Source organism: Paenibacillus sp. P32E (assembly GCF_001909085.1).
In the GTDB taxonomy this organism is placed as follows: Bacteria; Bacillota; Bacilli; order Paenibacillales; family Paenibacillaceae; genus Paenibacillus_AQ; species Paenibacillus_AQ helianthi.
The window spans coordinates 1-13,264 of record NZ_LVYY01000035.1 but is presented as its reverse complement, the minus strand read 5'-3'; the positions used below and the strand labels follow the sequence as shown (position 1 = coordinate 13,264).

The 13,264-nt window shown below is 50.7% G+C and carries 9 protein-coding genes and 1 rRNA gene; 8 read left to right on the top strand and 2 right to left on the bottom strand.

Features of this window, described 5'->3' with window-relative positions:
- The first annotated feature begins 103 nt into the window (after positions 1 to 103).
- The 7 genes from pcrB to A3848_RS22955 all read left to right on the top strand — a co-directional run bounded on the left by pcrB (position 104) and on the right by A3848_RS22955 (position 9,870).
- Positions 104 to 817, top strand: a complete 714-nt coding sequence (gene pcrB / locus A3848_RS22985) for a heptaprenylglyceryl phosphate synthase (protein WP_143192453.1) — start codon at positions 104 to 106, stop codon at positions 815 to 817.
- Between the two features lie 56 nt (positions 818 to 873).
- Complete coding sequence (gene pcrA / locus A3848_RS22980) at positions 874 to 3,219, top strand: DNA helicase PcrA (protein WP_074087203.1); 2,346 nt, start codon at positions 874 to 876, stop codon at positions 3,217 to 3,219.
- Between the two features lie 75 nt (positions 3,220 to 3,294).
- Positions 3,295 to 5,307 carry an NAD-dependent DNA ligase LigA gene (gene ligA / locus A3848_RS22975; protein WP_074087201.1) on the top strand — a complete coding sequence of 671 codons (2,013 nt, stop codon included), beginning with the start codon at positions 3,295 to 3,297 and terminating at the stop codon, positions 5,305 to 5,307.
- Between the two features lie 131 nt (positions 5,308 to 5,438).
- Entirely contained in the window at positions 5,439 to 6,146 is a 708-nt protein-coding gene (locus A3848_RS22970; RefSeq protein ID WP_083607025.1) for a response regulator transcription factor, read from the top strand.
- 19 nt (positions 6,147 to 6,165) lie between these two features.
- Positions 6,166 to 7,281 (top strand): sensor histidine kinase, encoded by a 1,116-nt coding sequence (locus tag A3848_RS22965; protein WP_143192164.1) that lies wholly within the window; start codon positions 6,166 to 6,168, stop codon positions 7,279 to 7,281.
- A 97-nt stretch (positions 7,282 to 7,378) separates the two neighbouring features.
- Positions 7,379 to 7,996, top strand: coding sequence for a hypothetical protein (locus A3848_RS22960; RefSeq protein ID WP_074087199.1), 618 nt, complete (start codon positions 7,379 to 7,381; stop codon positions 7,994 to 7,996).
- Positions 7,993 to 9,870 (top strand): transglycosylase domain-containing protein, encoded by a 1,878-nt coding sequence (locus A3848_RS22955; RefSeq protein ID WP_074087198.1) that lies wholly within the window; start codon positions 7,993 to 7,995, stop codon positions 9,868 to 9,870. Before A3848_RS22960 ends, A3848_RS22955 begins: the two co-directional genes overlap by 4 nt.
- Positions 9,871 to 9,874: 4 nt before the next feature.
- Here A3848_RS22955 and A3848_RS22950 read toward each other — a convergent pair whose 3' ends face one another.
- Together A3848_RS22950 and A3848_RS22945 are read right to left on the bottom strand one after the other, a co-directional pair.
- A complete protein-coding gene (locus A3848_RS22950; protein WP_074087196.1) occupies positions 9,875 to 11,149 on the bottom strand; it encodes a molybdopterin-dependent oxidoreductase in 1,275 nt (424 codons plus the stop codon).
- Between the two features lie 194 nt (positions 11,150 to 11,343).
- Positions 11,344 to 12,597 carry an MFS transporter gene (locus A3848_RS22945; RefSeq protein ID WP_143192163.1) on the bottom strand — a complete coding sequence of 418 codons (1,254 nt, stop codon included), beginning with the start codon at positions 12,595 to 12,597 and terminating at the stop codon, positions 11,344 to 11,346.
- A 402-nt stretch (positions 12,598 to 12,999) separates the two neighbouring features.
- Between A3848_RS22945 and A3848_RS22940 the strand changes: the two genes are divergently transcribed.
- Positions 13,000 to 13,264: ribosomal RNA gene (locus A3848_RS22940) — 16S ribosomal RNA — on the top strand; the annotation flags it as partial.

Genomic DNA, 13,264 nt, shown 5'->3' with positions numbered 1-13,264 from the left:
TACAGCTTTTGCGGTAGCGGAAGTGTTTTTGGCATGAAATACAAGCATGTAAATCGCACCTAATCAATCGGTTGAATAATGAGGATGGACGAAGATGAATGAAATCAGGCAAACGATTCAGCTGTGGCGGCATGTATTTAAGCTGGATCCGGACCGTGACCTTGGAGAGGCTGAACTGGCTGCAGTTTGTTTATCGGGAACAGATGCGATCCTAATCGGCGGTTCTACCGGGGTTACTTATGAGAACACGGCTGCTCTGCTGGCCCGTGTGCGTCAATTCGAATTGCCTTGTGCCCTTGAAATTTCAGATCTTGAAGCGGCTGTGCCGGGTTTTGATCTGTATTTGATCCCAATGGTACTGAACAGTCCGGAACCAGACTGGATATTGGGCCATCACCGCCGGGCAATTGAGCGTTACGGAAGCTTCATTCCGTGGGAGCATTTCCTTGCAGAAGGATATATTGTGCTGAACGGGGACTCTTCCGTGGCCCGTCTTACAGGAGCGGACAGCTCGCTGAGTGGAGAAGGTGCGGCTGCTTACGCACAGATTGCGGACAAGCTGATGAGCCTACCAATCGTTTATCTGGAATATAGCGGTACATTTGGCGATATGGGGACGGTGCGAACCGTAAGAGAGACGGTGGAGCATAGTCAGCTTTTTTATGGGGGCGGAATTACCTGTGAAACTGAAGCTGAACAAGCTGCAGCCCTATGTGATACAGTAGTGGTCGGTAATATCATCTACCAGGATGTGCAGCAGGCGCTGCTCACTGTACAGGTGGTTAAGAGAACACCGCAGATTGACTGTACAACATAGAAGAACGGCGAAGACGTTTTCTTAATTTATGATATTGAGAAAGGAGCATGTCACACATGCAACTTGTTAACATACAGGATGCCGTAAGCCGGCTTAATCCTCCGCAGCGTCAGGCAGTAGAAACCACAGAAGGTCCCTTGCTCATTATGGCCGGAGCAGGAAGCGGCAAGACGCGTGTGCTTACCCACCGCATTGCCTGGCTGATTGCGAACCGTAAAGCGCCGCCTTGGGCGATTCTGGCGATTACCTTTACTAATAAGGCCGCCCGGGAGATGCAAGAACGTGTCTCCAAGCTGGTAGGGCCGGAAGGTCGGGATATTTGGGTCTCCACTTTTCACTCGATGAGTGTGCGGATTCTGCGCAAGGATATTGAACGGATTGGATTCACCTCTAATTTTTCCATTCTGGATTCAACCGACCAGCTGTCTGTTATCCGCAACTGCATGAAAGATTTGAATATCGACACGAAGAAGTTCGAGCCCAAGGCTGTCCAGTCGATGATCAGCACCACTAAGAATGAACTCATCACACCAGCGCAATATGAGCAGAAAATCGGCGATTATTTGGAAGGTCTCGTGGCCAAGGTATATACCATGTACCAGAAGCGGCTGAGAGCCAACAACTCGCTGGATTTCGATGATCTGATCATGAAGACGATCGAATTGTTCAAGGAAGTGCCGGAGGTGCTGGATTTCTACCAGAAGAAATTCAAGTATATCCATGTCGATGAGTATCAGGATACGAACAGGGCGCAATATATGCTCTGCCGGATGCTGGCGGACAGCCATCACCGCATTTGTGTTGTCGGCGACAGTGACCAGTCGATTTACCGCTGGCGTGGGGCGGATATTACGAATATCCTGAATTTTGAAGAGGACTATCCCGAAGCCAAGACGATTATGCTGGAACAGAACTACCGCTCTACCTCGAACATTCTAAATGCGGCCAATGGTGTAATTGCACTGAATACGGGACGCAAGCCCAAGAAGCTGTGGACGGATTCTGCGGAAGGCGCGAAGATCAAAGTGTTCCGCGGCGACTCCGAGCATGACGAAGGCTATTTCGTCACGGGAGAAATCAGTAAAAATGTCAAGGAGGGACAGGCGTATCAGAATCACGCGATCTTGTACCGTACCAATGCGCAATCACGCGTAATAGAAGAAATTCTGATCAAATCGGATATTCCCTATCAGATTGTCGGGGGGATCAAGTTCTATGACCGCAAAGAAATTAAGGATCTGCTGGCCTATCTGCGGCTGCTGTCCAATCCAGATGACGATATCAGCCTAACGCGGATTATCAATGTTCCGAAGCGGGGACTCGGGGATACAACGGTGGGTAAGCTGGCTGCCGCCGCTGCATCTCAAGGTGTCTCTATCTTCCGGGCGCTGCAGACGGTGGATGATCTCGGCTTCGCCGGACGGACGCGCAATACACTGGTAGAGTTTTACGATATGATCGAGGCGCTGCACCGGATGGTGGAATTCCTGTCGGTGACGGAGCTGACGGAGAAGATTCTGGAGCTATCGCAGTACCGCTTGGAGCTGCAGAATGAGAACACCCTGGAATCCCGCTCCCGTCTGGAAAATATCGACGAATTCCTGTCCGTAACCATGGAATTCGAGAAAAATAATGAAGACAAGTCACTGGTCTCGTTCCTTACTGACCTGGCGCTGATCGCAGACATTGACAGCGTGAACGATGAGGAGGAACGCAGTGACGCTGTAGTGCTGATGACCATGCACAGCGCCAAGGGGCTAGAGTTCCCGACTGTCTTTATTATCGGGATGGAAGAGGGCGTATTCCCGCACAGCCGTGCCTTCCAGGACAATGACGAACTGGAAGAAGAGCGGCGTCTGGCGTATGTAGGGATTACCCGTGCGGAGAAGCAGCTGTTCCTCAGCTGTGCACGGATGCGCACGTTGTTCGGCCGTACGACGGCCAATGCGCCGTCGCGCTTCCTGGAGGAGATTCCGGAGGAGCTGAAGGAAGATACAGGAGGGGCTTCGGACCGCTTCCGGCGCGGCGCGGAGGTTGGCGGTGCTTATGGGGGCCGAGGCTTTGGCGGAGGCAGCCGGGGGAACTTCGGCAGCCGCAGCGGCGCTGCCGGGAATGCGCCGGCAGGAGGCGGGAACGCCGGCTTCGGCGGCAGCACAGCGTCCGCGGCGACCGGTACGAGCCGCGTGACCGTGACCTCCGGAGGCGCGCAGCGCGCTCCAGGGGCATCGGCGCCCGGCGAATTCAAGGCCGGCGACAAGGTCTCTCACGGCAAATGGGGCATCGGCACCGTTGTGTCGGTGAAGGGCAGCGGCAATGATACGGAGCTGCAGATTGCTTTTCCGGCGCCGGTGGGTGTGAAGCGGCTCCTGGCCGGCTTTGCGCCGATCACCAAAGTCGAATAATTCGGCTGCGATTAACGACTGTGTTTTTGGACCACGCTAACCGTAGGAAACAATTTGATGGAGGGATGTCCCCCGATGGATGCTATGCACACTATGGAGGAGCTCGTAGCTGAGCTGAATCAATATAACTATCATTACTATACTCTGGATGCGCCGCAGATCAGCGACAAAGAGTATGATGTTCTTTACGATAAGCTTGTAGCCCTTGAAGCAGAGAGCGGCATCGTGCTGCCTCATTCTCCTACTCAGCGTGTGGGGGGAGAACTGCTCAAAGGGTTCACACCCCACAGGCATCTGGCACCCCTATGGAGTCTGGATAAGGCGCAGAATATCGAACAGCTTCGCAGCTGGAATACTCGGGTGCTGAAGCTGGTGAATGATTATAACGCCAAAAACCCTGAAACCCCTCTTCCTGCGCCCTGCTATGCGGTAGAACTGAAGTTTGACGGCTTAACGCTTAATCTGACCTATCGTGACGGGGTGCTGGTACAGGCAGCCACACGCGGCAATGGGGTGACCGGAGAAGGCATTCTTGCCCAGGTAAAAACCATCAAATCGGTCCCTTTGACGATTCCATTTAAGGAAGGTCTCATTGAAGTGCAGGGCGAAGGGATTATGAATCTTTCTGTGCTGGCGGACTATAATACAAGGGCCGCTGAGCCGCTCAAGAATGCCCGTAACGGGGCAGCGGGAGCGCTGCGCAACCTCAACCCTAAGACAACCGCCGACCGCCGGTTGAACGCTTACTTCTATAATGTAGGCTATGCGGAGGGTGTACAGTTCACAGACCATCAGGAAATGATGGATTTTCTGAGGAACAACCGTTTTAAGGTCAACCCATACCTTACCTACTTTGATCATTTTGACGATGTTACCGAACAACTGGCAGAAATTGAAGAGACCCGTTCCGGTCTAGACTATCTGATTGATGGAGCGGTTATCAAGGTAACTGATTTCCGCATCCGTGAGGTACTCGGGTACACCGATAAATTCCCGCGCTGGGCGGTGGCTTATAAGTTCGAGGCGGAAGAAACCACAACGGTCCTGGAATCGGTCAGCTGGAACGTGGGCCGCACCGGCAAGGTCACCCCGCTGGCACGGGTGGAAGCAGTGGAACTGGCAGGAGTAACCGTCCAGAACTGCACCTTGAACAACGTTGGTGATATCGAACGCAAGAATCTCAAGCACGCCCTGGGTACACGTGTGTTCATCCGCCGCTCGAATGATGTCATTCCCGAGATTCTTGGCAAGGTAACAGAAGAGAGTGACGGCGGGGAGATTATTTTCCCTGAGGATTGTCCGGCCTGCGGTTTTCCGCTGGAAATGCGCGGCGCGCACCTCTTTTGCAACAACAAGCTGAATTGCAAACCGCAGATCGTCGGGCGGATCACCCATTTTGCTTCCCGGGACGCAATGGATATCGAGACTTTCAGTGACAAGACGGCCGGGCAGTTGCATGAGGAACTGGATGTGCGGGAACCAGCTGACTTATATGAGCTGACCTTCGAGCAGCTTGTGAAATTGGAACGTTTTGGGGAGAAGAAAGCCGATAACCTCCTTAAGGCGCTGGAAGAGAGCAAAGGGCGGGACCTAGCGTCTTTCCTGTTTGCCCTCGGTATTCCGAACACTGGCAAAGCAACCACCAAAATGTTAGCCGATCACTACCGCAGCCTGGAAGCAGTCATGAATGCAACCGCCGAGGAATTGTCCGGGCTCCCTGACATTGGAGGCATTGTAGCCGAGAGCATTGTGGGCTTTTTTGCGGATCCCTTTGTAGTAACCAGTATTAACCGTATGCTTACACTCGGTGTAGAGGCGAAGGCACCTGAGGCTCCACGCCAAGTGAATACCAATTCTTTCTTCAGCGGCAAAACAGTAGTACTCACAGGCTCGCTGCAGAAGCTTACCCGGGAAGAAGCAGCGGAGCGCCTGGAGGCGCTAGGCGCCAAGGTATCCGGCAGTGTCTCCAAAAAAACCGATCTCGTCATCGCCGGCGAAAAGGCAGGCAGCAAGCTGGCCAAGGCTCAGCAGCTGGGTATTCAAGTGATCGAGGATGAGGAAGAGCTGCTTCGGCTATTGGAGAGTTAGACGCAGACAACAAAACAGATGCATTCACAAAGTCCTGGTTCGATAACATCGAATACAGGGCTTTTTGCCATATCCATTTATAATATAAAATAGAGAGAAGGCTATTTATGGATTAGAAAGGATACTTGCCTGTGATACAAGAAACGATCCTGCTTGTGGATGATGAGAAAGAAATTGTAGAACTGCTTGACATTTATTTCCGGAATGAAGGATACCGGCTGCTTAAAGCCTTTGACGGAGTGGAGGCACTGAAACATCTCAGAGAAGAAACAGTAGATCTAGTTATTATGGATGTAATGATGCCCAGATTGGACGGAATTGCGGCTTGTATGAAAATCCGGGAGGAGAAAAACATGCCGATTATTATGCTCTCTGCCAAAAATACGGATATGGACAAAATTCTCGGGCTGAGCATAGGGGCTGATGATTATGTCGGAAAGCCGTTCAATCCGCTGGAGATCGTGGCACGGGCTAAATCACAATTACGCCGCTACCATCGATTCAACAAGGATGCTCCGGCAAGGGGCAGCGAGAATGAACTCATTTTCGAAGATTTGGTTATAGATATTGCTAAGCACGAGGTCAGTGTAGATAACCGGAAGGTGAAGCTGACACCCCGGGAATTTTCTATATTGGAACTGCTGGCAAAGCATCAAGGGCAGGTGCTCAGTATGGAGCAGATTTATACGAATATCTGGCCTGATCCATTTCTGGATGGCGGCAATACAGTGATGGTGCATATTCGTAATATCCGTGAAAAAATTGAATTGGATCCTAAGCACCCTCGTTACATACAAACCGTGTGGGGGATCGGATACAAACTGGACGGGCCGTCCTGAAAGCTTGAGGTGAGAGACGTTGAATGCGAAATATATAAGTACAATCCGTTGGAAATTCATCTGGGCGTTTATGTTGAGCGTTTTATCTGGTGCCATTCTACTGCTGGGTGGATACCGGTTGGTGAATGCCCTGCTCTATTTGAACCCTTCTCCCCCGTCGGCGGCGTATTCACAGTTACTGAGATGGGTCATTAATCATATTGGTTCCGTACCTGTGATGACTGCTGCAGGAATTCTTAGCTTTTTGTTCTTCTTTTTTATCTTCACACGAAAAATAGTCTCATATCTGGAGGAAATCACACGCGGTATCCAGCAAATTACAAAGCTTGGAGAATCGCATCGGATTGAGATTAGAACTGCGGATGAGCTGGGGATGCTGGCGGAGAACATCAATATCATGTCTGAACGTCTGCAGCAATCCCTTCTGGAAGAACGCAAGGCTGTCGAAGCCAAAAATGAGCTCATTACAGGTGTATCCCATGATTTGCGCACCCCGCTGACTTCAATACTCGGCTATCTTGAATATATCGAGCAGGACCGATGCCGGGAAGAAACCGAATTGCGCTATTATGTAGACATCGCCTATCAGAAAGCACAGGTGCTGCGAAAACTCATTGATGATTTGTTTGAATATACACGTGTTAACAACGGAGGACTGCCACTCGTGCCAGAACGTCTGGATTTAAAAGCCTTTATGCGCCAGTTGGCAGAAGAGGCGGTTCCAGAGCTTACTCGGGCAGGGATGATCTACGAAATGGTGGATGAGACTGAATCCTTGTGGATCGATGCAGCTCCTTATGAATTGCTGCGCGCCTATGAGAATCTGATTGCGAATGCGATCAGATATGGACGGGATGGTAAAAAGATAGAGATCGGTCTGGCCCGTGAAGGCGATGAAGCCGTGGTGCGGATCAGTAACTTTGGTGAACGGATCGCGGAAAGAGATCTCCCGCATATTTTCGAACGCTTTTACCGGGCTGAACGCTCCCGTTCTCAATACACCGGTGGCTCCGGCCTGGGCTTGGCAATTGCGAAGGGAATTGTTGAACGTCATCAGGGAGTAATCTCGGCTGCAAGCGATATGTACCGGACGGATTTTATCACACGGTATCCGCTGTCTCGGAACCCTTCTTAAGAAAATCTTCAGAACTTTGCCGGGTGCATCTTAAGAAATAGCCGTTATCCTGTGTGACATGAGGTGATTATCACCTGTGTGACTGGAGGGATAGAATTTGAAAAGATTCAAAACGGTACGCTCCGGCTATCTGTACATTTTTGGGGGAACTGCGCTGCTCAGCGGTATTTCTCTTGCTGCTGTATACTCGTTGGCTGCATTGCTGTATTCCCGCTATACTGCAGCTTCCGCGGTCTATTGGGTCCGTAGCCTGCGTTGGCTGATCAATCATATCGGCCGCATACCACTCGCCGTACTGATGTTTACGGCGGTTTTCCCCGTAATCTTTCTGCTTCGGTCGCAAAAAATATCCGATGATCTCAAAAGTCTGCTGCAGGCTTCCGAAGAATTGTCTACCTTTGGTTCCTTCCGGGAGCTGAAGGTGGTCAGCGGTGGTGAGCTGGGCCAATTAGCGGGACATTTACATAAAATCAACAGGCCGGAAAAAGCGGCGGACCAAGGTCCTTGCGCTTATAATCTGAAGAATTCGGCTGATCCGGTTTTGGGAAATGAAGCGCTTATGGCACTGACTTTAAGAACAAGAACGTTGATGCGATTGCTGAATGAAGCGTCCACTGGAGAAGGGGAGCAGATTCAGATATTGCAGGTAGAGGCGGCGAAACGCGAGGCAATGGGCATGGAGAGGTTCATGGAGAACCTGATGGTCCGCTCATGAGCCGACAGGACGCCCGGGCAAGGCGAAAACTGTTGCGCATTTTTTATACTGCTTTTGACATCGGGGTAGCCTGTGCCCTATTGCTGGTGGCCCTTATAGTCTACGTTCATCTATACGGGGATGCTGTATTAGACCGTCATCCAGAGAAGTTGAAGCTGGCGGAATCCAGTATAATTCTTGCCTCCGATGGGACCGTGCTGCGCAGAATTCCATTGCCGGAATCAGGATATAGGAGGTCGGCCCGTTTGGAAGAGATGCCTGAACTGCTAATCAAGACCTTTTTGGCGGTCGAAGACCACCGATATTACAGTCATCAGGGCCTGGATTATACAGGAATTCTGCGGGCTGCATTGCACAATGCGGTGTATCTGGACAATGCTGAGGGAGGCAGCAGCATCACTCAGCAACTCGCCCGCAATCTATATCTGAACAGAGACAAAAATCTGTTGCGAAAGCTGAATGAAGCTTCCCTTGCTATAGCTTTGGAGAAACGGCTGTCGAAAGAGGAGATACTGCAGCACTACCTTAACCAAATCTATATGGGCCAAGGACAATATGGAGTGAAGGCGGCGGCCGAGCATTATTTCGGCAAAACGTATATGAAGGAGTTAGAAATCTGGCAAATTGCTGCTTTGGCGGCTATTCCAAAAGGCCCCTCTGTTTACAATCCTGAGTCGGCGGGGGAACGTCCCGTGGAGAGGAGAAAGCTTGTTCTGCGGATCATGGAGCAGCGGGGATTGATTACCCATGAGGAGATGGTGGCTGCTGCGAAGCAGGAGATTAGGCCTGAAGCGGGTACAGAGGCGTATTCTCCTGGAACAGGGGCTTCCTACATTAATACCGTGCTTAAAGAAGCCTCCCGGCTGACCGGGAAGACGGAGACAGAACTGCAGACAGGCGGCTACACGATTGTGACGGGAATGAATCCCGGTGCCCAGCTAGCGCTGGAAGAGACTTTCCGCAATTCTGATTTCTTCCCCTCCGATGGGAAAACGCAGCAAGTGGAGGCAGCCATGGTTATAATCAACCATGATAATGGAGAGATTGTGGCGTTAACCGGAGGACGTGATCCAAGTATAGGCAGCCTTAATCGGGCAATTATTGATGCACGTCAGCCGGGCTCCGCTTTTAAGCCGGTTATTGATTACGGTCCGGCGCTTGAGAGCGGAAAATTCATGCCGGACAGTCTTCTTCTTGACCGGAAACAGAGATATGGGAGTTACAGCCCTGATAATCATAATGGCATATACCGGGGGCAGGTAAGCATGAGTCAGGCACTACAGCAATCTATTAATGCTCCGGCAGTCTGGCTGCTGAAGCAGGTGGGGGTTGAGAACGCCCGTGCATTCGCAGCCAAGCTCGGGATAGTGCTGCCGCAGGAAGATAATAATCTGTCAATTGCGCTTGGTGGGCTGCATACAGGTGTCTCTCCTCTCAAAATGGCACAGGCATACAGTGTATTCGCAAGCGGTGGAACCTTTAACGAAGCCCATACCGTTCGGAGCATATCAGATGCGCAGGGTAAAATGTTGTACAGGTATGCATCTAAAAGAAAGCAGGTTGTCTCACCGCTCACTGCTGCAAACATGACTGCAATGCTTCGCGACGTAGTGAACAAAGGGACAGGTGTAAAAGCACGGATGAACATCCCGGTAGCCGGGAAGACCGGAACGACCCAGGCTGATCTGCCAGGCGTCACCGGCAAGGCCAACCGGGACCTTTGGTTCGTCGGGTACACCCCTGCTTGGACAGCCGCTGTATGGATGGGGTTTGACCATACCGACAAGGATAACTTTATGACCGCGGGCAGCGGGATGGCGGCTGCTTTATTTTCCAACGTGATGAACAAGGCGTATACAGGCTCCGGGCGATAAAGGTCTATACCCGCTTCGCACTAGGCAACCAAGCATCCTTATCATATCCGCGTTGTTCCCAATAGCCGACATGATCTTCTGAAATGAGCTCAATCCGGTTCAGCCACTTCACTGATTTATAGGCATACATTTGCGGAGTCACCAGACGTACAGGGCCTCCAAGCTGGTTCGGAATAGGTTTGCCGTCGTGCAGCACAGCAACCATTACATCCTTCATCCGCGCTTGGTCCAGAGTCAGCGAATCGGTGTAGACACCATCACCGGAATAGAACTTTACCGTTACTGCCTGCTCCTGCACTCCGGCCATGTCGAGCAGCTTTGCGAGCGGGAGGCCCTCCCATGTGTTTTTATAGACCGACCAGCCCGTGACGCAGTGAAAATCGCTGACCTGCACCTCACGCTGCAGCTTGACGAATTCATCCCAATTCCAAGTGAACTTCCTGTCAACGAGGCCATCGATGGTAAATGACCAATTGCTGTTATCGAAGGAAGGGATATCTGTTACGGTATAGACTCGAAAACTGCCTTCTGCTCCGCCTCCAATGGGTGGAGCGGAATCCGCCAGCGGCACAGGGTCAGGAATCAGGGCATTGGCGTTGCTTGCAGCATATTCGGCGGCTCCAGGAAGCTGTAATGATTTGCCGATCCAACGTACAAAGGTTGGACCGAGCGTTATAGCGAGGCCTGCTCCGACAGCCACCTTAATAAAACCCCGCCGCGTATACACTGGTTGAGGTCCGTTTACAGCTGCCGGTTTCTGTTTAACTCCATAATTCAGGGGCTCACCTTCTGGTGCCATTTCCGGTACAATGGAGCGCTTCTTGGGCTCTTTCAGCCATTTGACCCTGGTAATGGAGTGGTAGATCATGACCGGAAGCCCCACCCAGGTGAGAAGATCATGAACAAACAGCGCCGCATTGGCCGCTCTCGGTCCGGCAAGCCTGAACTGCCAGAGGACAATCCCGGATACAATCCAGCCGGTCAGCATAGCCATCACAAAAACCACATTGGCTTTTTGCGAATTTTTTCCGTTCAGTCTTTTCCAATGCTTGGCCGCAAGCAGCAAATAGTAGAGGACCGGAACAAGCAGTACCAGCCCAAAAGCAATATGAGCCCACTTCAGCCACACCCGACCCTCACCAAGCAGCTCCCGCCAGAAACCACCAACCAGCATTAAACCGCTCACGGCCAGAATCAATACCAGCCATGCATTCCACATGTGAATGGAAACAAGCTTTTTGCCATACCCTTTGCGGAGCCCCGCCAGTGCCTTTTTCAATGATGTCCCTCCTCTAACCCGTGATCGGTGGTGAATCATTCAACTTTTAACTAATTGTACCGCATAACTCAGCGAATGAATAATTCTCTTTAGGGTAGGCTTGTCCATACGCTTATCAAAAAGCCCATCATTCTCAACAAAGGAGAAGGATGGACTCATCACAATAGTTTGAAGAACGTGCAACTTGTTGTTTATTACTCTGCTGCCCATTCCTCCAGTTTTTGATCTCCGGGGAGCAGCAGTGCAAGCAGGCCTAACAGGGGCAGGAATCCACATGCTACAAATACAGTCCCGATACCGATCCGGTCAATGAGCGCACCAATGACAACAGAACCAATACCGCCTAGTCCGAAAGCAAGTCCGGTGATCAGTCCTGAGACCGTCCCGATATTTCCCGGATACAGCATTTGGGCATAAATTACGGTTACGGAGAAGCTGGATAACAGGATGAAACCTGATATGACCAGCAGAACAAGCGCCCAGGTTTGACTTACAAAAGGAAGCGCCAGTGCAAAAGGGACGGTTCCCACCATAGAGATCAGTATTAGATTGCGTCGTCCAAAGCGGTCAGCAAGCGGGCCCCCAAAGAATGTGCCAACCGCCCCGGCAGCGAGGTACATAAAAATATAAATTTGAGCATGATCAATGGTCATTCCATAGTTCTTCATTAAGTAGAAGGCATAGTAACCGCCGATAGAGGCGCCGTACCAGGAACGAACAAATACGAGAAAGACTAGAATGATAGTGGCAGTCAAAATACTTTTGCTGCGTGCAGGATCTATGGTGCGTGCAGCTGACTTTTTACGGAAGGTGTATCCTTCGTTTAGCATTTTCCGGTACCATCTGGCTACGTAGGTTTGAACAGCAATACCTGCTGCAGCGATGACAGTGAACCCGAGCGCGCCCATCTGCCCGAAAGGAATGAATACCCATTTCATCAAAAGCGGACCCAAGGACTGTCCGGCGTTGCCGCCAACCTGAAAGATGGATTGTGATAGTCCCTTCCGCTGTCCCGCAGCCATATGAGCTACACGCATCCCTTCGGGGTGAAACGCTGCTGATCCGAATCCGACAAGCATAACTGAAAAAATAACCAAGGCATAATTACCGGCAAAAGCCAGCAAAAATACACCTGCGAAGGTGCAGCACATCCCTAGCGGAAGCAATATAGGGCGTGGTTTGCGGTCAGCGGCATAGCCGATAACGGGCTGAATCACGGAAGATGTGATATTGAGGGCAAAAGCGATCCATCCCACTTGAGCGTAAGAGAGCAGCATATTGTTCTTAAGGATAGGAAACATTGCTGGAATGAGCGCTTGAATGGAGTCATTAAATAAATGAACAAAGCTGACTGCTAATAAAATACGGTATATCGTAGCCTGCTGCAGGTGGCGCTGCTGTTCTTCATTTATTACTGGTGGGGAGGCCGGAATGGAATTGTCGTTCATTGGATCTCCTTTCGAGATGGTTATGGATATTGGTTATTGCTGATTTTCATTTAGCCTTATTGTAGCCATAAGTATTGTACTATGGAAATCAATTTGTGCCCTATCCATGCTAAATATACGCCGCCTTATTTATTTATAAAAAAAGCTTGCAAACATTAGGACGGCATGATATATTATCTCTTGTGCTTATGAGGCATCGACGCTGATTGAAAGAGCGAAGAAGAAATAAGTTGACAAGAAACAACGGAACATGATATGATCTAATTCCTGCGCTTGACACGAAGTGTTGAGATGTTAGGAGCAAGTTCTTTGAAAACTGAACAAATGGAACGCGTTAATTTTTATCAGATTCATTTAATGAATCGTCAGTTTCAAAATGAGCAATCGCTCTTTCTAAATACCAATTTGGAGAGTTTGATCCTGGCTCAGGACGAACGCTGGCGGCGTGCCTAATACATGCAAGTCGAGCGGAGCTTATCCTTCGGGATAAGCTTAGCGGCGGACGGGTGAGTAACACGTAGGCAACCTACCCTCTAGACTGGGATAACTACCGGAAACGGTAGCTAATACCGGATAATTCCTTCACCCTCATGGGCGAGGGATGAAAGGCGGAGCAATCTGCTACTAGAGGATGGGCCTGCGGCGCATTAGCTAGTTGGTGGGGTAA

Coding starts and splice junctions, on each gene's coding strand:
- pcrA (WP_074087203.1), top strand. CDS start 874: ATGCAACTTGTTAACATACAGGATGCCGTAAGCCGGCTTAATCCTCCG.
- ligA (WP_074087201.1), top strand. CDS start 3,295: ATGGATGCTATGCACACTATGGAGGAGCTCGTAGCTGAGCTGAATCAA.
- A3848_RS22955 (WP_074087198.1), top strand. CDS start 7,993: ATGAGCCGACAGGACGCCCGGGCAAGGCGAAAACTGTTGCGCATTTTT.
- A3848_RS22945 (WP_143192163.1), bottom strand. CDS start 12,597: ATGAACGACAATTCCATTCCGGCCTCCCCACCAGTAATAAATGAAGAA.